General features: G+C 33.5%; 21 protein-coding genes. 13 read left to right on the forward strand and 8 right to left on the reverse strand.

Going from position 1 to position 18,484, the window contains the following annotated elements; all coding sequences use genetic code 11:
• Window positions 1–132 precede the first annotated feature (132 nt).
• The 9 genes from ABS911_RS10180 (at window position 133) to ABS911_RS10220 (ending at window position 5,061) form a co-directional block, all read left to right on the forward strand.
• Entirely contained in the window at window positions 133–336 is a 204-nt protein-coding gene (locus ABS911_RS10180; protein WP_350467502.1) for a hypothetical protein, read from the forward strand.
• A gap of 339 nt (window positions 337–675) precedes the next feature.
• Entirely contained in the window at window positions 676–867 is a 192-nt protein-coding gene (locus tag ABS911_RS10185; protein WP_350467503.1) for a hypothetical protein, read from the forward strand.
• A gap of 637 nt (window positions 868–1,504) precedes the next feature.
• On the forward strand, window positions 1,505–1,672 hold the full coding sequence (locus ABS911_RS10190) for a hypothetical protein (RefSeq protein WP_350467504.1): 168 nt from the start codon (window positions 1,505–1,507) through the stop codon (window positions 1,670–1,672).
• A gap of 228 nt (window positions 1,673–1,900) precedes the next feature.
• Entirely contained in the window at window positions 1,901–2,155 is a 255-nt protein-coding gene (locus tag ABS911_RS10195) for a type II toxin-antitoxin system Phd/YefM family antitoxin (RefSeq protein ID WP_350467505.1), read from the forward strand.
• Window positions 2,140–2,406, forward strand: a complete 267-nt coding sequence (locus ABS911_RS10200; RefSeq protein ID WP_350467506.1) for a Txe/YoeB family addiction module toxin — start codon at window positions 2,140–2,142, stop codon at window positions 2,404–2,406. The genes ABS911_RS10195 and ABS911_RS10200 overlap by 16 nt, the downstream gene beginning before the upstream one ends.
• A gap of 718 nt (window positions 2,407–3,124) precedes the next feature.
• Window positions 3,125–3,544 carry a hypothetical protein gene (locus tag ABS911_RS10205; protein ID WP_350467507.1) on the forward strand — a complete coding sequence of 140 codons (420 nt, stop codon included), beginning with the start codon at window positions 3,125–3,127 and terminating at the stop codon, window positions 3,542–3,544.
• Between the two features lie 123 nt (window positions 3,545–3,667).
• Complete coding sequence (locus ABS911_RS10210; RefSeq protein WP_350467508.1) at window positions 3,668–3,946, forward strand: hypothetical protein; 279 nt, start codon at window positions 3,668–3,670, stop codon at window positions 3,944–3,946.
• A gap of 274 nt (window positions 3,947–4,220) precedes the next feature.
• Window positions 4,221–4,499, forward strand: a complete 279-nt coding sequence (locus ABS911_RS10215) for a hypothetical protein (RefSeq protein WP_350467509.1) — start codon at window positions 4,221–4,223, stop codon at window positions 4,497–4,499.
• Window positions 4,500–4,734: 235 nt separating this feature from the next.
• A complete protein-coding gene (locus ABS911_RS10220) occupies window positions 4,735–5,061 on the forward strand; it encodes a type II toxin-antitoxin system Phd/YefM family antitoxin (RefSeq protein ID WP_350467510.1) in 327 nt (108 codons plus the stop codon).
• Between the two features lie 72 nt (window positions 5,062–5,133).
• Here ABS911_RS10220 and ABS911_RS10225 read toward each other — a convergent pair whose 3' ends face one another.
• From ABS911_RS10225 to ABS911_RS10235, 3 genes are read right to left on the reverse strand one after another with little or no spacing between them, the layout of a single operon-like run.
• Window positions 5,134–6,807: a peptide ABC transporter substrate-binding protein gene (locus tag ABS911_RS10225; protein ID WP_350467511.1), complete on the reverse strand. Its 1,674-nt coding sequence runs from the start codon at window positions 6,805–6,807 to the stop codon at window positions 5,134–5,136.
• Window positions 6,808–6,848: 41 nt separating this feature from the next.
• Window positions 6,849–7,736, reverse strand: coding sequence for a C40 family peptidase (locus ABS911_RS10230; protein ID WP_350467512.1), 888 nt, complete (start codon window positions 7,734–7,736; stop codon window positions 6,849–6,851).
• A 57-nt stretch (window positions 7,737–7,793) separates the two neighbouring features.
• Window positions 7,794–8,585 carry a serine hydrolase gene (locus ABS911_RS10235; RefSeq protein WP_350467513.1) on the reverse strand — a complete coding sequence of 264 codons (792 nt, stop codon included), beginning with the start codon at window positions 8,583–8,585 and terminating at the stop codon, window positions 7,794–7,796.
• Between the two features lie 291 nt (window positions 8,586–8,876).
• Here ABS911_RS10235 and ABS911_RS10240 point away from each other — a divergent pair, with 291 nt between their 5' ends.
• Window positions 8,877–9,005, forward strand: a complete 129-nt coding sequence (locus tag ABS911_RS10240; RefSeq protein WP_350467514.1) for a hypothetical protein — start codon at window positions 8,877–8,879, stop codon at window positions 9,003–9,005.
• 228 nt (window positions 9,006–9,233) lie between these two features.
• On the opposite strand, the gene ABS911_RS10245 is transcribed toward ABS911_RS10240, so the two are convergent.
• The 4 genes from ABS911_RS10245 to ABS911_RS10260 all read right to left on the reverse strand — a co-directional run bounded on the left by ABS911_RS10245 (window position 9,234) and on the right by ABS911_RS10260 (window position 14,102).
• Complete coding sequence (locus ABS911_RS10245; protein ID WP_350467515.1) at window positions 9,234–10,742, reverse strand: DUF1846 domain-containing protein; 1,509 nt, start codon at window positions 10,740–10,742, stop codon at window positions 9,234–9,236.
• Between the two features lie 291 nt (window positions 10,743–11,033).
• Entirely contained in the window at window positions 11,034–12,128 is a 1,095-nt protein-coding gene (locus ABS911_RS10250; RefSeq protein ID WP_350467516.1) for a winged helix DNA-binding domain-containing protein, read from the reverse strand.
• 88 nt (window positions 12,129–12,216) lie between these two features.
• Window positions 12,217–12,741, reverse strand: a complete 525-nt coding sequence (locus tag ABS911_RS10255) for a YehS family protein (RefSeq protein WP_350467517.1) — start codon at window positions 12,739–12,741, stop codon at window positions 12,217–12,219.
• A 116-nt stretch (window positions 12,742–12,857) separates the two neighbouring features.
• Window positions 12,858–14,102 carry an MFS transporter gene (locus ABS911_RS10260; protein ID WP_350467518.1) on the reverse strand — a complete coding sequence of 415 codons (1,245 nt, stop codon included), beginning with the start codon at window positions 14,100–14,102 and terminating at the stop codon, window positions 12,858–12,860.
• A 364-nt stretch (window positions 14,103–14,466) separates the two neighbouring features.
• On the opposite strand from ABS911_RS10260, the gene uraA reads away from it, so the two are divergent.
• Window positions 14,467–15,741 carry a uracil permease gene (uraA, locus tag ABS911_RS10265; RefSeq protein ID WP_350467519.1) on the forward strand — a complete coding sequence of 425 codons (1,275 nt, stop codon included), beginning with the start codon at window positions 14,467–14,469 and terminating at the stop codon, window positions 15,739–15,741.
• Window positions 15,742–15,812: 71 nt separating this feature from the next.
• On the opposite strand, the gene ABS911_RS10270 is transcribed toward uraA, so the two are convergent.
• Window positions 15,813–16,373, reverse strand: coding sequence for an NUDIX hydrolase (locus ABS911_RS10270; RefSeq protein WP_350467520.1), 561 nt, complete (start codon window positions 16,371–16,373; stop codon window positions 15,813–15,815).
• A gap of 470 nt (window positions 16,374–16,843) precedes the next feature.
• Here ABS911_RS10270 and ABS911_RS10275 point away from each other — a divergent pair, with 470 nt between their 5' ends.
• The gene (locus ABS911_RS10275) at window positions 16,844–18,034 is read left to right on the forward strand and encodes a coenzyme F420-0:L-glutamate ligase (protein ID WP_350467521.1); all 1,191 of its coding nucleotides are present in this window, start codon (window positions 16,844–16,846) and stop codon (window positions 18,032–18,034) included.
• A 211-nt stretch (window positions 18,035–18,245) separates the two neighbouring features.
• The coding region (locus ABS911_RS10280) for an acetate uptake transporter (protein ID WP_350467522.1) at window positions 18,246–18,484 on the forward strand (239 nt) is incomplete at its 3' end.

The following is an 18,484-nucleotide window of genomic DNA, read 5'->3' on the forward strand; positions in this document are numbered from 1 at the left end:
CGTTAACTTTATTCTACAGAAGGGACTTCCTTTTTTGTATGTTTTTTATTCATTTACACAAAATATTTTACACTCTCTTCAAGCAGCATGACAATAAAAATGGATTATTTCTTGTATAAAAGGAGTGACATAATGAAAATAAACAAAAAATTGTTTTGGATTCTAGCAATTTTATATGCAGCTATAACATTTATTTTGAATAATGTACTTCATACGACTATAGGTAGACTTTTAATGCAATTAAGTTTCTTAGCTTTAGCCTTTGGATTAATTTTATTTATATATAAAATACTTACAATCTCAATCAAACAATTTATCTACCATCGTAAAAAATAATACTCTACTTTTTTACCTTTAAGTTTACATATTATTTCTTTACACTTGTAATTATAAAGAACCGTTTTTTAATTGATAACTATAAAAGTAAGATAAGGAGAGCTGAATTACTAATGATTACTTTAGTAGAAATTATAAATATAGTAGCAACACTCTTACTGCTTCTATGTACACTCATTTATTATAGAAGTTTACGAATAAACGAAAGATCCAAACACTAACATCATTCGAAAAAACAATGTACATACTAACAACTGTTTCAATATCACTATACGTTTTTAGTTACTTTGCTTTAACTTTATAGTAAAAAATACTTTAATTTAGAAAGGAGGTGGGGATATGAAAAACATTTTAAAATCAATAATTATTTTTGGAACGGTATTTTTAATAGTTTTATTTGGTGGATTATCTCTAAATTTACCCCCATTACTGCTATTCTTGGGGGCTTCACTAATTGTATTTCTAGTAATAGGCTATCAAGCAATCAATGCAATTAGAACTAAGATAAGTAAATTATTGGATCATAAGTAGTATATGTTAAAATAACTAGAATACTTTTCAATTAGTTTTGGGATATATGAGGTTCAATATGAAGAAATATCGAAAGAATTCAATTTCTATGTCAGTCGTAATTCTAGGTTCGTTCTTAGTATTATCTATAGTAACACAAAATTGGTTATTCCTTTTATGGAGCTTAATACCTGTCTTTTTAGTAATGATGACTACATTTTTTACTAAAAAGGATAAGTAAGAGAGTTTACAGAATATGAAGGAATATTCTATAAACGGGTGCGATTGTAGAATAAAAAAGATACAAAAGAATCTCGATAAATCAAGATCCATGATACACGATTATAAGCAATTTTATGTATCGAAGTCCTTAGTAATATAAGATATAGTATTCATTAATATATGAAGAATCCCGTCTCAATTTTGTAGACGGAATTCTTTTTTAAATTTTTATTTATCAGGGTTCCAAATAAATAAATATATCCAATTAAACTTTATTTCGGATAAAAAGCAACTACGCGCTATAAACCATTTTATGCTTTTATTAATAATATACCAGAGACAATCAATTTAGTTCTTGTGTTAGACCAACAATAAGTATGCGCTTACATATATAAGTTAATAATAAAATTTTACAGTTATCCAAGGAGGAATTTTAATGGCAAAAATTAAATATGTCGGTAATGATACTAAAAAGTCTGAAAATGGTAAGGTACATGTTAAAGAAGATAATTATACAGGATGTGGCGCACAAATTAATGATAATCCTCAAGATTGGGAATCAACATCACAACCAGTTACTTGTGAAAAAAGAGGTTGTAAATAAATCTGTATAGCAAGTTTTTATTACTACACATAAAATATTCTTACTGATACAAAGATCACATAAACTCTAAAACTTATTTTTTAACTTATATTTTTAGAACTAAAAAAGACCTTTTGGAATTATTTGAAAAATCTTTTTTTAGTTTTCAAGCTATTTTATGTATTTACATTTTTTGACGTACTTGAATAAGTACGTTATAATAAAAGAAAATAAAAGGAGGAATAGGTTATGTCGATTGTAAACCCTAGCCAAGCTAGAAAAGTCTTTTACCAACTATTGAAAGACGTCAATAAAACCAATGAACCCGTTTATATCTCAGGTAAAAACGAAGAAAGTGAAGCGGTTATGATCAGTAAAAAAGACTGGGATGCGATTCAAGAAACCTTGTACCTTCAATCTTATGGTGTAGCTGATGTGATTCGCCAGCGTGAACAAGAAAATGAGTTTGTCGCATTGGAGGATATCGATTGGGATACTCTGTAAAATTAGCAAAAGCTACTATGAAAGACCTTAAAAATTTAAAATCGGCTCATTTAGATCAAAAATTTAAAGACATAATAGAAGTCTTAAAAGATAATCCGTTTCAAAATCCACCTCCTTATGAGAAGTTGGTCGGAAATTTAAAAGACAAATATTCACGACGTTTAACTATCCAACATCGGATAGTTTACTCAGTTGATACTGACGTAAAAGAAGTCACTATTTGGTCGGCTTGGACGCATTACGAAAGATAGAAACTTACTTTGAAAAATTTAAGTTTCTATTTTTTTTTTGACTAAAATGATAAGGTCAAAAATTTTATCAAAGCAATTTCCTCAATACATGATTTTATGTAGAACCGTGTGTTTAATGTAAGAAGGACTCTATTGCTTTTTAAACAATAGAGTCCTTCTTTGATAAATGTAAACCAATGGTTGCTAGTTGTAAATCAAAGGGTGCGTTACTTTTCAATTAAGATAAGAGATAATACTAGAGACAAAGTAAGTTTTTTCTATAGTTGAGAGGATGGTTACATGTGAAGCAAAGTTACTTTAATGTTATACAAATTTTTTTTAAAAAAACGTCGAACCTTATGGCAAATTTTTTTCTTCTTTTAATTTTATATAAGTATTTCTTTGTAAGAAACAATTCAATCATTAGTATTACTTACAAAGAATTATATATTATTGTATTCGTAAGTATTATATTAGGTATTTTTTCATTACTATCTAAAAAAAATAAGATTAGTAAATAAAGTAGAAGGAGGTTTTTAGATGGGTATAGGTTTATCAATATTTTGCTTTCTTATGATTATTATAGCTATCACAAAAAATAAACAAAAAAAGTGAGATTAATAATCTTTTTTATTGGAATATACTACTTTATATAAATAAAACTATTTTTAAGAATATGTGTGTTAAGTATAATGGGATAAAATTAATGGTGTTTAGTTAAAGAAAAGAGGCGGTATTCTTGTTTGCAATGCAACCATTTTACGCTATCGTAGTGGGAATCGTTTATATCGGAAGTATTTATTTATTAGTCAGAAAGGAAAAGAATTACATTTCTTATAGCATTACTATTTTTTCATCTCTTTTACAGTTGTCTTTTCTCTTTCTTTGGTTTGAAAAATTAGTCTTTTTAATGACTACCCAAAATGTAGGGTTTCAAACATATGAAAAATTTTCCACATTTGTTACTGCTTCCTATTTTGTGTTATTTATACCCCAGTTAGTTATTTTTGCATGGTATGGAATAAAAAAAATAGGCGCACAAGATCAATTCCCCTTATTGAAAAGAATCTTCCAATTTTTTTATGTAGGTGCATTAGTTGGAATCTTAATATTGGGACAACCGATCTTTGAAATTTTATATTATGGATTTGCTCCTTGAGATATACTGATTAAAAATACCTTAATACATTACTTTATAGAATTTCATATATTGATAAGTCATAATACTTAGAATAAGATACTTATAACACTGAATACAAATCAAAAAATTGGAGGAATATTTATGTTTCTAGTATTAGGAATTATTGCTATAGTAGCAACTGTTTTAAATCTTTATTTATATAAAGTAGGCAAAGGTTATAAATTAGCAATGGCAATGGGATTGTCATTCACAGCACTGACGCTTGTTGCAGGGTACAGCATGATATCCGATTGGGTAAAGGTAAAAGATTGGGCTGCTTTATTAGATGTAGTACCTACTATGGCAACTGCCCTATGGATTTTAACGGTTGTATCAATCTTATTAAATATAATTCCGATACTTTTAGAGCTAAAAAAATAATTAAAACTAATTAACTATCTGATAAGAGTCTAACCAGGATATATTTTTACCAAGTATTGATCTGATTATTTTTTCGTTGCCTATTATCAGTGTCGATTAAATTTTACCTATTAAAAACTATATACATATACCTTCGATTTAATAAGATTTTATATACCTGACTTTATGTGATTTCGTGTATTCTGTTTACTATATTTTTTGTTCATAGCACTTTTTATTATGAGAAACTAGAAATAAAATGACATGAACATAAACTAATGGAGGAAGTAAAAAAATGAGTAATACACTATTATGGATACTTACTGCAGGGATAATACTGTCCCTTATTGCAAGCATTATTCAGTTAAGAGAAGATATAGCCCGAATGAAAGGAACGATAGATGACATCGCTAAACAAGTTGGATTACCTGACCCGATAAATAATGAATTGAAATCAACTCTTTTAAAACTTATTTTAGAAGGCGAAAAAATTAAAGCTGTCAACGAATACAGAAATGCCACAGGATCAGGAATACTTGAGGCTAAACGGTATATTGATCATTTGAGTGAATAAAGAACCTAGTCATGACAATATTCTTGATACATACTTTTAAGCATTTTCATGTGTTTACAATGAGGTTGGAACAAAAACATTTTTGTGAAAAAGGTAGTCCCACTTTCGTTAGTTTTAATAAATATATAGAAAAATACACTCCCACTACTGAACAAAATAGTTCATATTTTGGGAGTGTATTTTTTGAGAGACCTTTTGTCCCAGCCTCGAAAGAAACTAAAAGGAGGAATAGCTTATGTCTATTGTAAATCCTAGCCAAGCTAGAAAAGTCTTTTACCAATTATTGAAAGACGTCAATCAAACCAATGAACCCGTTCACATAATAGGTAACAATGAAGAAAGTGAAACGGTTATGGTCAGTAAAAAAGATTGGGACGCTATTCAAGAAACATTGTACCTTCAATATTCTGGAGTAGCTAATGTAATTCATCAGCATAAACAAGAAAATGAATTTATTGCATTCGAGGATATTAATTGGTATATTCACGTTCAATCAAAAGCAAAATTGGCTGGCTTAAGTCCGGTCGAATACCGAACTCAAACCAGCCAATCAGCTATATAATAAAAACTCTAACTTTAGGGGTCAGCACCTTGTTTAAAAAACAGGACTACTTCTTTTCTATTATTTTTTTGCTTATTCTGCTTCTATCCATGTCCATTTGTAACTATCCGGACCGAAAACACGTTTATAATAATCTTTAACATTCGGATTCAATAAATAAGAATCAGCTGATTGGTATAACGGTGCCAAAGCTGCATCTTCACCTAAAGAAACCTTCTCAATCTCTACTAGTGTTTCCCAACGTGCTTCGTCATCATCAAACGTTGCCTTTGCTGTATCTACTAAAGCATCTACATCTGGGTTCGAATAATTCATACGGTTGATGTCTGTATCAAAACGTTCTATATAATTGATTGGATCTGCAAAGTCAGCGATCCATGAGTTGACAGCCATATCATAGTTTCCTTCACGCACTGTTTCTAATTTCATACTGAAAGGCATACTTCTCAATGTAACAGTCAGTCCTGGTAAATTCTTTTGCAATTGGTCCTGCAAATATTCAGCCAAACGTTTTGAATCTTCTGTATCTGAGGTAATCAACTCTAATTCAATACTATCTGCTCCTAATTCAGATAACCCCGCATCCCAAGCTTCTGTAGCCTTTTCTAAATCATAAGGCAAGAGATTCCCAGCATCTTCACGAAAATCTGATTTTGTTGTTGGATTACTTGCTAAACCAGCTGGAACAAATCCATCGATAGACGCTGATCCATCTTGTAAAACATTATTAACATAACCATCTTTATCAATTGCAGATGCAATCGCTAAACGAATATTTGCATTACTTAATTCTGTTTCTTCCTCGTTATTCAAATTATTCATCTCAATATAGAATGTTGTCGCATTTAGTGAAGAGTGAAAATTAGGGTCATCACTATATTGAGAAACAAAATTCCCAGATAAAAAGGCAATGTCTGTATCGCCATTTTCAAATAAATTCAACTCAGTTGTCACTTCTTTGATTACATCTACTGTCACCGTGTCTAAAACAACTGAGTCAGCATCCCAATAATCTTCATTTTTTTCAAACGTCCATCCAACACTACTTGCTTGATTCCATCCTTCTAATACAAAAGGCCCATTATAAACTAATGTTTCATTCGTACTGCCATATTCATCCCCTTGTTCTTGGGCAAATGCTCTATTTTGAGGAAAGAAAAACGGCAAAGTCAATAATTGATCAAAATAAGATGTGGGCTGCATCAATGTAATCTCTACCTCGGTATCGCTCAACGCTTTAATACCTAACTCAGTTGGATCCATTTCATCATTGATAATTTCAGTAGCATTTTGAATTAATCCGTCAAACATATATGCATATCCACTGGCTGTTTCAGGTGCCACAACTTTTTGCCAGGCATAGACAAAATCATCCGCAGTTACAGGTTCTCCATTGGACCAAACTGCATCTTCTCGTAGCTTAAAAGTGTACGTTTTTCCATCTTCACTAATAGTAGGTTCTTCAGCTGCCACACCTAAGACAGGCTCAGCATCTGGTCCTAGAACATATAGTCCTTCAAATACATTGTTCATAACGGTAAAACTTGTTAAATCGGTTGCTAAAGCTGTATCCATAGAGGGGATTTCTGACGCTGCGGTTAACCTCAGTTCTTGAGTATCTGCTAAATTTTTATCTCCATCAGCTGAATTGCTTTCCGTTGATGACCCGTTTGTTTCTGTACCTCCGCATGCTGTTAATAAAACGGCTAAACTAAGTATTCCTACACTTTTTATTTGATAGTTCATTTATTTTCACCCTTTCCTTTTCTTTTTATATTTTTCCACTTTTAAAAAAAACGCCTGACTGCACATAATTCTTTTTGGTACTTAGTCCCTTCAAGCTTCGTTATAATTACTTTTGATCCGGGAGTTTGGGAATGGATCATTTGATCCTCTCCTAAATAAATACCTACATGATGAACTTCTCCATTGCCTTCTTGGTAAGCAAAAAACAACAAATCTCCAGGCATTGCTTCTTCATAGGAATGAGCTTCTCCTTCAAAAACTTGTTCTTGAGCATCCCTACTCAACCAAATATTAAACGTTCGAAATAAGGTATAGACAAATCCGGAGCAATCAAATCCAGCAGCACTTGTTCCTGCCCAAACATATCTCAAATCTAAAAATGATTTTGCCAGACCAATTAGTTGTTCAGCAGCATTGATTGAAGAGTTTTCAACTAAATGAGCATCTTCTTTTGCTACAAATCCAATCCCATCTGGTGTAATAACTTTGTATTGACTAGGTGTCTCTTCCATTAAAGATAACATCGTCCCTATCGAAACGAATTGAAAACTTTGTTTATCTTCGGTAAATAGGATTTTTGCTGTAGGTTGATTGACAGCAATTTGTTCTAATTCTTCTGACCATTCCTGCGGTACAGGAACAAGGTCTTTAGCTATCACCCAGCCTGGATATCCCTTAGGTTCATTTTTAAAAGCTTGTTTTGGAACAGTTACCTTTGCGTATTCTCCTGCAATTTCAACGACTTCAACAACATCCCCATAAAGCAATTCTGAATCTACCAAACGATCCTTATAAAGGTTCAAAACCTCTTCATCTGATAATGTATAAAACTGTTTTTTTGTCTGTTGTTTTTTTATTTTTTCCTGAACCGCATGATCATTATTTTTTGACCATAAAAAAGTTGTAGCAACATTAACCATTTTTTTCATTTAGTTGTTCTCCCCTTACTGCCAATTTTTCAATTCTATCAGCAAGAAGGATGATAATTAGTCAGCATTCGTTAAAAATTCAAACGCTAATTTCCCTAATTCTTGCATCCATTCGATTGCTTTTGCTTCTTCTTTTACATTTTTATTTAATGCAGCAATATACACCACTCGATCGTTATACCGAAATAAAGCAACATCATGACGAATCTCATTGTCTTCGCCAGTTTTATTTAACATCTCTAGAACAGGAATCTCTCTCTCATCTAAATAACCTGGAAGGCCTGTTCGAAACTGCTGCAATAAAAATGGTTTTTCTATCTGGTTTTTCCATAATGGATAATTTCTTCCAAGTTCCATGATTTCTTTTAAAACTGACACAGCTCCTTGTGGTGTCACTTCATTGACTAAACCAGACTCATAATCCATTAAGTATCGTCTTAAAGCTATTTCTTCACTCCATGTTTTTTCTTTTATCCATGCTTGTAAATTCTCTAACCCTACATAAGAAATCAACTGATTTGTCGCTTCATTGTCTGAAACAGCAATCATTAATTGTAAGAGTTCTTCAACACTCCAGTCTTCAATGGAGGTCAAAACGTGCATTACTCCAGATCCATTAGCACGCCCTTTGTTTGATACATTCACTCTATCCATTAAATTGAGTCTGCCTTGAATTGCTTGTTCATAATAGTAGAGGTAAATAGGAAGCTTAATAATGCTTGCTGAAGGAAACAACTCTTCTTTGTTTTTGCTAAATAACAGTTTCATTCCATCATGGATGTAAATTCCGCTTTCCATATAGGAAGAAAAATCAGTTTCTAAGCCTTGTATTTCCTTATTCCAGTCCATCTTCACCCTCATTTCTTTAAATACTCAAAATTTCACATCAAAAACTCATATCATTATTACTTAAAATTAATTATATAGAATTCCTTTATTTACTACAACATAATTGTAACGCTTTCATGTCAGGTACGTTATCTACCTTTATTTTTAATACCCTAAAAATACACAGCAAAAAAAGTAACTACTACTCAAAATAACTGAGTTTTGGCTACTTTTTCTACTTATAACTAATTATGCGTAATTTTTAACGGATTTGACTTCTTTTTTTTGTATGATTTGCAAGGAAAAAGAAAGATGCCATATATTACGGCTAAAATTGATAAAACAGGAATACTAACCATACCAATTAGACACAAACGACTGCTTACAGTTACGAATTTATTTGTTTTTGGATACTCTATAAAAAATAAATTAACGATTTGAACAGTAAACATATAGAGATCTGGTAAAACATCAACACCCTTACCACTTTGTTTTGAGGTCGCCGGAATCCGTTTATAGTCATCACCAAATTTCATTTTTATACTTAGTTGTATTTTCTCTTTACTTCTTTATTCTATAATACTTATTTTTTTTGTCCATTTAATTGAACTACAATTTTTAGAAGGACGAAAAAGGGAGTAAGACTTCTGTCTCACCCCCTTTTTATGTTTAAATATAATACAAATTTTCTGATGGATAGAATGGATCACATGTAATATCCAATCCTAATTTACGAAGAGTTTGCTCATCATCTTTATTCAACATCACCGTTGAATGTGCTTGAACGTCTTGCAACTCAGCTAGTTTATTGTAAGCTAATTGAGCCGTTGGATTCGTTACTGCACTAATTGCAAGAGCAATCAAAACTTCATTTGCATTCAATGCCGTCATTTTACTATGAAGATCATTTACTTTTAAATTTTGAATAGTTTCTAAAATATTTGGAGATAACAAATGGATTTCATCAGAGATCTTAGCCAAAACTTTAATCGAATTTAAAATAGCTGTAGAACATGAATCCATTAACTCCGTCGTTCTCCCTGTGACAATTTGGCCATCTGGTAATTCAAATGCGATAACTGCAGGCATGTCTGTAACTTCAGAATGTTCTCTTATCTTTTCAGCATATTTACGAGCAGGTGCCACAGGAACTCTATCTTCTTTTTTCAATTCTACTTCTTCCATAATTAATTTCATATGATTAAGAATTTCTTCATCAATCAAACCTTTTTTAAAATCACATTCTGTTGAAAAACTTCTACGAATAATTTCTTGTTTTGAAGCATCTTTAATCACATCATCATCAATAATACCAAACCCCACACGGTTAACTCCCATGTCTGTTGGAGATTGGTATACCGATTCTTTACCAGTAATTTTTTCAATAATTCGTTTAATAACAGGGAACGTTTCAAGATCGCGATTGTAATTAACAGCTACTTGATTGTATTTTTCAAAATGAAAACTATCAATCATATTTACATCTTTCAAGTCTACAGTAGCTGCTTCATAAGCAATGTTAAGCGGATGCTTTAATGGAACATTCCAAACTGGAAATGTTTCAAATTTTGAATATCCGGCTGTATTTCCTTGGTGACGTTCATGATAAAGCTGATTTAAGCAGGTTGCTAACTTTCCACTTCCTGGGCCAGGAGCGGTAACCACTACAATTGGTTTAGTTGTTGGAATGTAGTCATTTTTTGCAAATCCTTCGTCACTTACAATATTTTCGATATCAGATGGATACCCTTCAATTGCAGCATGTGTAAAGACTTTGATGTCTCTTCTTTCTAGCTTATTAATAAACAGTTTTGTAGAAGGTTGACCGTTATAGCGAGTAATGACTACACTGTTAACTTCTAATCCGTATCCTCTTAGTTCGTCTATTAATCTTAATACATCCATATCATAAGTAATGCCGTAATCACCGCGAATTTTATTGCGTTCGATATCTCCAGCATAGACACAGATAATGATTTCAGCTTGATCTTTTAATTTTTGCAGCAACTTGATTTTTGCATCTTCATCAAACCCTGGTAATACACGTTTAGCATGTTTGTCACCAATCAGTTTGCCACCAAATTCAAGATATAATTTATCATAGTCATTTACTCGTTCTAGGATATATTTTGATTGTTCTTCAATGTACTTCTGTGGATCAAATCCTGTTTTTTTCATATGCTTTCCCCCTGTATTATTGCTGGATTTTAGCAGCTTGCCTTTTTAAACAAAAAAAAGTTAGACGATTGTTGTCGTACTAACGGCTTTTATTTTCTAACTACTATTAAGAATAAATAAGTTCAATTACATCTTGCTCGAAACTAATGTCCTATTTTTACATCCTTTTCAATTATAGTGGTTTATTATTTATAATCAATGTATTTTCTCTATGAATTTATTAATCGTATCAAAAAAAACCTTCTGAACTTCTGCTTTTGAGTACAGAAATTCAGACTGCCATTTTTTATATTATAGAATGGTTTCAATCGTAAGTTCACCTAGTGACTTTTCAAAAAAATAACAATACTGTTCAGCTGCTATTTTTAGACGCTCATTTGAGATAGTAACAGTTGGTACCAATCGAATAGTCAAATCAATGACTGCGGCTTTATGTTCTGGTTTCCAACTGCCCGCAACCTGGCCACTTTCGATTAGAGGAAAGAAGATACCATTTTTTTGGGGATCAATTTTTGCATACGTTTCTGCAGAAATGACATCAGTACGATCTTTATACCCTATCAAGTATTCATCAAGACTTGGTAAAAAGGTTAAATTCATTCCATCACCATTACTGGCTGTTAGAGCGTTTACGGATGACCAATACTCTTTTTTATTGCGTATTTCTTTAAAAACTTCTTTATGCGCTAATTGCATACCTTTTTTAGCAGCGGAGACGGGTAGTCCTGACCACCAAGAAAAGTCGTGAACGGTAGCTGGTCCATGACTTGCTACATAACGAATCGTTAATTTTTTCAAGGCTTCCTCTTGAGTAAGGGGTGTGCTTTTTGGCATCCACTCTTCTATCAATAGAAACGTTTGCTGCTTACCTTTCATTGGTCCGATAAAAACCATGCCACTTTGAGCTGCATACCATAAAATATGATATAAACCTTGTTGCCCAGTAGGGATCCCTGCATCTTCAAGCACTACTCGTATTTCAGGTCTTGTTAATTGTTGGTGCTTCTTTAAAGCCAGGTAAAGGATTTCTGTAGCTTGATTTAACTGTTTCAGAGTTAATCCTGTATTCTTTTCTACATGATTTAAGTACTTCTTTATCATGCGTTCAGATGAAAGTTCAAGCATCCATCGAACATCTTGCAAAGAAACAAAATGAATAGTGTGACGCATTATCCATGTTCGAACAATTTCTTTCTCGAAAATAGATTGCTCCACTTCTGATTTAGTGCTTCCTGGTGTTCGCAGTCCAATAGCCCAAAGAGCCAGGTTGTAATCTTGTGCTTGAATAGCACCCATCCATTCTACAGTTTCTACAGCCGATTGACAGTGCTCTCCTTCAATTCTCTGAGCATGCAAACGTTGGTAAGAAACATCTGTTATATCCATATCATCACGCTCCTTGATTCAATCAAATCATGAGTCGGCTTTTTGTATTTGCTTCATGAAGTTAGAGTAGGCACTTTCAATCAACTGGCTATTCGCGCCAAGCTATGGCTAGACCTTTTAAAAAGTTTCGGGCATATCGATCGCCACACTCTTTGTAATTTCGGTGCCCTTCTTTTCTAAGAACCGCACTCAATTCACTTTTTGAAATCTGTACTCCGGCGTTTCCTAAAACGCCTAACATATCTTCACTTGTAAGAGAAAGAGCAATTTTAATTTTCTTAAGCAGAATATTATTTACATTTTTATCATTTATCAGCATTGGAGCTGACTTTTCTGGTTCGTTCTCTGCAGTTTCTTGTCTACCTCTTTTAAAAATAATTAGACCATTTAAAAAAGATTCTAACGTTTGGTTAGAACAGTCTTTTACGTAATCATTTTTTTGAAATTCCTCTTTTTTTACATCATCAGAAGTTTCATTTTTTGATTTAGTCAACATTTTCTTTACATCTTCTTTTGTTAACTCTAATCCACCTAATTTAAAAATTTCTACCATCTCTGTATCTTTAATATCTAAAGCGTATCTTAACCTTACTAATCGATCATTATTGTTCATCTTATTAACCCTCCACAAGCTTTTTCAAATTATTATCTTCCATTAGTATAAAGCTTTATCGCCCGTATTGCATCCTTTGTCAGAAGATAGGATGCATTCTAATCTTCAATTGAGATCTAATCATGCTCTTCTTTGGGTACACCAGCTTTCAAAAGTTGTTCATCTTTAAACATAAATAACGTCAGGATAAACAACAATACACCAGAAATCACTAGAAGACATTCAATTTGGAAGAGATCTGCAAGTGGCCCAAACACTAACATTCCCAACGGCATCATTGCTGTGGCAATCATGGTTTGTACACCAAATACTCTTCCTAAATAATCCTCTGGTACCTTTTCTTGCAATATTACGATTGTCGGTGCATTTAACAGCGGCATAACGATACCAAAGACAGCCATAAGGAGCGAATATACCAAGAAATTAGGAATCATTCCTAAAAGAACCGTGCATACACCCATCACTAAGATAGAAAAAGTAATCGAGTGCATTCGATTTTTAAAACCTCCCCAAAAGGCTATTAAAAAGCCTCCCAGTATCATCCCTATTGAAAAGGCCACCTCAATTGTGGTCAACCTCCATACGTCTTCCCCAAAGGTTCGCGTCACTTGCAATGGTGTTAAAAAAGAAACTGGAGCAGCTAATAAATAAGCCAGTGAGAAGTAACGAAATAATTTTTTCAAATATGCTTGATTATCAATGTAAGAAAACCCTAGTTTAAAGTCTGTAAAATAAGAATTCACTTGAATTTGTTCCGCTTTTTTATGTGTAGGAATATCTAAGAAAAAGAGCAACATGACTATAGCCAGTATTGCAGTAAGAACATCAATTGAAAAAATAACTTCCATTGAAGCAAAATTTAATAATGCTCCGCTCGCCATTGGTGCAATCAACATGGCACCTGCCTGGATGCTTCCATTGATTCCATTTATTTTAGTGAGTTCTTCTTCTGGAACAATTTGGGGCAATACTGCACTAACTGCTGGTGTCTGTATCCCTGCGCCTAAAGCTCGAATAGCTGATGCAAACAGTAAAGCCCCTACAGAACCAGAACCACTTAGAAAAAGGAAAATCAAGAGTAAAGTTGAGAGGGCAATCACTGCATCTGAAAGGATGATGAGTTTTTTTCGATTATAGCGATCCGCCCACACACCTGCAAATGGAGACAGGAAGAAAGTCGGCAAAAAACCAAAAATAACTGCCAGCATCATGACTACGCCTGATTGTTCTCTCAACGTAAGGTACCAAGTAATGGCATATTGGACTAATAAAGAACCAAACAATGATATCGTCTGACTGATTAGAAATAGAGCAGTTGTTCGTTGCCAATGTTCCTTTAATTTTTTTCCCTGCTGACTCACACTATTCCCCTCCAATAGGTGTAACGATCTGCTACCTTTGTCTGTTTACTAATAGTATACACGAGTCTTTCTTAAATCAGTTACCACAATAGTTAAGTATTTTAAACTTTTCAATAAAACACTCTTCCGCTGTACCTTACTAACGGGTTTACTCAAAAATCTCATTCTTCTATCTAAATAATCAATAGCTTATTGTAATTCCTATCCTTTACTGCTAGAATAAATCAAAGCAAAGTCCTTTTAAATTAATCCAGAGAGATTAAAAAGGGTAACAAGTCAAATTATGATACGATACCTGAGGTCCTTTTGCGAATACACCATTCAAAAGGGCATTTTTTGTGCCCAAAAATAGGAGGAATCGTAGATGTCAAGCAAGAAAATTATTCAAGTAGATGAAAAGGTCCCTGTAAAATTACTCATTCCGTTAAGTTTGCAGCATACATTTGCTATGTTTGGAGCTTCAGTACTAGTGCCCATCATCTTTGGTATTGACCCTAGTATTGTTTTGTTAATGAACGGAATTTCTACGTTATTATTTATTCTTATCACTAAAGGAAAAGCCCCTGCTTATCTTGGTTCAAGTTTTGCCTTCATTGGACCTGCAAGTATTATTATTGCGAATCAAGGATTTGCTTATGCTCAAGGAGGTTTTGTCGTCTTAGGGATTATTGGTTGTCTTTTAGCCTTATTCATTCGACGTGTAGGTACAGCATGGATCAACATTGTTCTTCCACCAGCAGCAATGGGTGCAGTCGTTGCTTTAATTGGTTTGGAACTAGCTGGAAACACCGTTCAAGGCGGTTCAATCGGCGCAAACTTGATGACCGAAACGGCCTCATCGCAAGACTTCATTGTCTTTTTCATTACATTAGGTGTAGCAATTTTAGGTTCAGTACTGTTTAAAGGATTTTTATCCACTATTCCCATTTTAATTTCAATCGTTGTCGGATATATCTCTGCTGCAGCTTTTGGAATGGTCGACTTTACACCTTTAACGGAAACGTCATTGTTTACCATGCCCCATTTTCAATGGGCAAAATTCGATGTGAATGCAATACTAACGATGCTTCCGGTTCTTCTCGTCTTAACTTCTGAACACATCGGGCATCAGGTCGTCACTTCAAATGTTGTTGGCCATGATCTGATAAAAAATCCTGGATTACATCGCTCTTTATTCGCCGACAATTTGGGCACTGCTTTATCTGGTCTGATTGGCGGGGTGCCTACAACAACTTATGGAGAAAATATTGGAGTAATGGCTATCACGCGCGTATACAGCGTTCGAGTAATCGCTGGAGCAGCCATCTTTTCGATCTGCATGGCTTTCATCGGACCTTTAGCAGCGTTTATCTCGACGATTCCAGGAAATGTGATTGGTGGAGTAACCTTCTTGCTTTACGGAATGATTGGGACAAGTGGATTGCGCTTATTAGTGGAATCTAAAGTAGATTATAGCAAATCAAAAAATTTGATTTTAACTTCTATCGTTCTTGTTGCTGGTTTAAGTGGATTAACGGTTAATTTTGCGGGAATCGAATTAAAAGGGATGATTCTTGCGAGTGTAGTCGGAATTATTCTAAGCCTCGCCTTTTATTTATTTGAGAAAGTCGGCATAATGAACGAATCAGACGAAGACTAAATACAACTAAAAAAAGCTGAGTAACATTTCTCTCTATTATTACTTAATAGAAGAAATTGTAACTCAGCTTTTTATTTATAGTTTTTTAATTTGTTATTCAATTTTTCGTAAACGACTTTCATCTCTGGCTCAGTACAAGCTTCGACAGCATCCTCGAGTTTCATCCATTTTATTGCACTATTTTCATCCTTTTTTACCCTTGTTCGTTCCGTTTCATTTGCTTCAATCAGATAGGTTATGTTTAAATGCAGATGTGTTGCTATAGGAATGCCTTTTTTCATATGGCTCGGAACACTTAAAATTTCTAACGAATAAATCGTGTTTGCTAAAGGACTAATATTCATCAATCCTGTTTCTTCTGTTGTTTCTTTCAGAGCCACTTCTAATAAATTTGCATTGCCATCTGCATGTCCACCGATCCAAGACCATGATTGATAGATGTTGTGATAGGCCATTAAGACTTTTGTGCGCTCAGGGTTAACGATCCAAGCTGAAGCTGTAAAATGCGCAAATTCATTTTCACGCGTTAGTAAGTTTTCAAACGTACTCATGTATTTTAGGATTACTGCTTGTTCTTTAGCTTCTTGAATATTATAAGGTATGTAATGGCTGATTTGTTTTTTTAAATTCATCTAATATTCCCCTTTGATAAATTATATATAACGTTGAACCATTCAACTATTTACTGATTTCAGTTTCTATAATTAAATAGGTCCTTTTAAGTCTACTTTTGTTTAAAGTACGCCTAGTAATTATACCACACATGCTAAATTGCATTTAAACTATGTACGTCCCCGAAACCTATGTTAATCAACTTAATTCTTTGTTTATAATACTATTAACTCATGGTACACAAACTCCTTTTGAGTACCAATGAGTTTAAATCTACGTTTTCACTAACGGAGTATGAGATAGAATATTTTGAAACAGAAATATAAGAACAATTGAATAATTAAAAGAAGTGCGCTTTTTCAATAACTCGCTATGTTCATCTAGTATATTATTCTATTTTACTTCTAGCCATTCAGAAAGGTATAATAAGTGTATAGTGTGTAAATATTTATGCCTATTTTTATAAAGCAATATATTAGGAGAGATCATATTGGAAAACACAGTAGGAACAGTAGTACGCGGTCTTCGCGGTCCAATCATCAATAAAGGCGACGATATTGAACAAATTGTAGTGGAGACTGTCTTAAATGCAGCTAAGAATGAAGGCTTTTCTTTTGAAAATCGGGACATTGTTACTATAACCGAGTCAATTGTAGCACGCGCACAAGGAAACTATGCATCAATTGATGATATTGCTGAAGATATCAAAGCAAAATTCGGTGATGAAACAATCGGCGTCATTTTCCCAATATTAAGCCGTAATCGCTTTGCAAATATCTTACGCGGTATTGCAAAAGGTGCAAAAAGTATCGTCTTAATGTTGAGCTACCCTTCTGATGAAGTTGGGAACCAACTTGTTGAGATCGATGAACTGGATGTCAAAGGTGTGAATCCATGGACAGATATTTTAACTGAAGCTGAATTCCGTGAGCATTTCGGTTATAAAAAACACCGCTTTACTGGGATCGATTATATCGATTACTATCGAGAGTTGATTGAAGCTGAAGGCGCAACTTGCGAAGTCATTTTCTCAAACAATCCTAAAACTATTTTAACGTATACTAAACATGTCCTGACGAGTGATATACATTCACGTTTTAGAACAAAACGTATTTTATCAACTAATGGTGCTGAAACAGTATACGGCCTTGATGATATCTTAACATCTTCAATCAACGGCAGCGGCTTTAACGAAACTTATGGCCTGCTTGGATCAAATAAAGCAACCGAAGATACCCTGAAACTCTTTCCAAATAATTGCCAACCAATTGTTGATGGTATTCAAGCAAAATTAAAAGAACTAACAGGTAAAACAATTGAAGTCATGGTATATGGCGACGGGGCATTCAAAGACCCAGTTGGTAAAATTTGGGAACTTGCAGATCCAGTTGTTTCACCTGCGTACACTATAGGACTTGAAGGCACTCCAAACGAAGTGAAATTAAAATATTTAGCCGACAATAACTTCTCGCATCTTCGTGGAGAAGATCTAAAACAATCTATTTCTAAATACATCCAGAATAAAAAGGAAGATCTAGTTGGCACGATGGAAGCGCAAGGTACTACTCCACGTAGATTAACAGACTTAATCGGTTCATTATCTGACTTAACCTCTGGCAGCGGAGATAAAGGAACACCTATCGTTTATATTCAAGGTTACTTCGACAACTATACAAAATAAGATTAATAAAAAAAAGATGTATTTCAAAATAAGTTGTCCCCTAAAAATTAGACCTAAAAATCTAATTTTCAGGGGTCTTTTTGTATGAAAATACGATTAATAGCTTCAAAGTATTTAATTCAGAATTTATTTGACTTGTATAGACCACCTTCTGTATAATAAGAATCGCGCGAATTTTTTGCGACTATTATATTTAGAGGAGATTTACAAATTGGATAAAGATAAATTTGGTAAAACAGTTACCTTCAAGGAAATAACTTCAAACCCCGCTCCACTTGGACTACTGGGTTTTGGAATGACTACTGTATTGTTAAATCTTCACAACGCTGGATTTTTCCCAATGGATTCAATGATTTTTGCAATGGGTATTTTTTATGGCGGATTTGCACAAGTTATTGCAGGAATTATGGAATGGAAAAAGGATAATACTTTTGGTGCTACAGCATTTAC

The sequence above is a fragment of the Carnobacterium sp. genome (genome assembly GCF_040274425.1).

What these genes read in the sequence shown, in the direction of transcription:
- ABS911_RS10180 (WP_350467502.1), top strand. Translation starts at nt 133, where the DNA reads ATGAAAATAAACAAAAAATTGTTTTGGATTCTAGCAATTTTATATGCA.
- ABS911_RS10185 (WP_350467503.1), top strand. Translation starts at nt 676, where the DNA reads ATGAAAAACATTTTAAAATCAATAATTATTTTTGGAACGGTATTTTTA.
- ABS911_RS10190 (WP_350467504.1), top strand. Translation starts at nt 1,505, where the DNA reads ATGGCAAAAATTAAATATGTCGGTAATGATACTAAAAAGTCTGAAAAT.
- ABS911_RS10195 (WP_350467505.1), top strand. Translation starts at nt 1,901, where the DNA reads ATGTCGATTGTAAACCCTAGCCAAGCTAGAAAAGTCTTTTACCAACTA.
- ABS911_RS10210 (WP_350467508.1), top strand. Translation starts at nt 3,668, where the DNA reads ATGTTTCTAGTATTAGGAATTATTGCTATAGTAGCAACTGTTTTAAAT.
- ABS911_RS10215 (WP_350467509.1), top strand. Translation starts at nt 4,221, where the DNA reads ATGAGTAATACACTATTATGGATACTTACTGCAGGGATAATACTGTCC.
- ABS911_RS10220 (WP_350467510.1), top strand. Translation starts at nt 4,735, where the DNA reads ATGTCTATTGTAAATCCTAGCCAAGCTAGAAAAGTCTTTTACCAATTA.
- ABS911_RS10225 (WP_350467511.1), bottom strand. Translation starts at nt 6,807, where the DNA reads ATGAACTATCAAATAAAAAGTGTAGGAATACTTAGTTTAGCCGTTTTA.
- ABS911_RS10230 (WP_350467512.1), bottom strand. Translation starts at nt 7,736, where the DNA reads ATGAAAAAAATGGTTAATGTTGCTACAACTTTTTTATGGTCAAAAAAT.
- ABS911_RS10235 (WP_350467513.1), bottom strand. Translation starts at nt 8,585, where the DNA reads ATGGACTGGAATAAGGAAATACAAGGCTTAGAAACTGATTTTTCTTCC.
- ABS911_RS10240 (WP_350467514.1), top strand. Translation starts at nt 8,877, where the DNA reads ATGCCATATATTACGGCTAAAATTGATAAAACAGGAATACTAACCATA.
- ABS911_RS10245 (WP_350467515.1), bottom strand. Translation starts at nt 10,742, where the DNA reads ATGAAAAAAACAGGATTTGATCCACAGAAGTACATTGAAGAACAATCA.
- ABS911_RS10250 (WP_350467516.1), bottom strand. Translation starts at nt 12,128, where the DNA reads ATGGATATAACAGATGTTTCTTACCAACGTTTGCATGCTCAGAGAATT.
- ABS911_RS10255 (WP_350467517.1), bottom strand. Translation starts at nt 12,741, where the DNA reads ATGAACAATAATGATCGATTAGTAAGGTTAAGATACGCTTTAGATATT.
- uraA (WP_350467519.1), top strand. Translation starts at nt 14,467, where the DNA reads ATGTCAAGCAAGAAAATTATTCAAGTAGATGAAAAGGTCCCTGTAAAA.
- ABS911_RS10270 (WP_350467520.1), bottom strand. Translation starts at nt 16,373, where the DNA reads ATGAATTTAAAAAAACAAATCAGCCATTACATACCTTATAATATTCAA.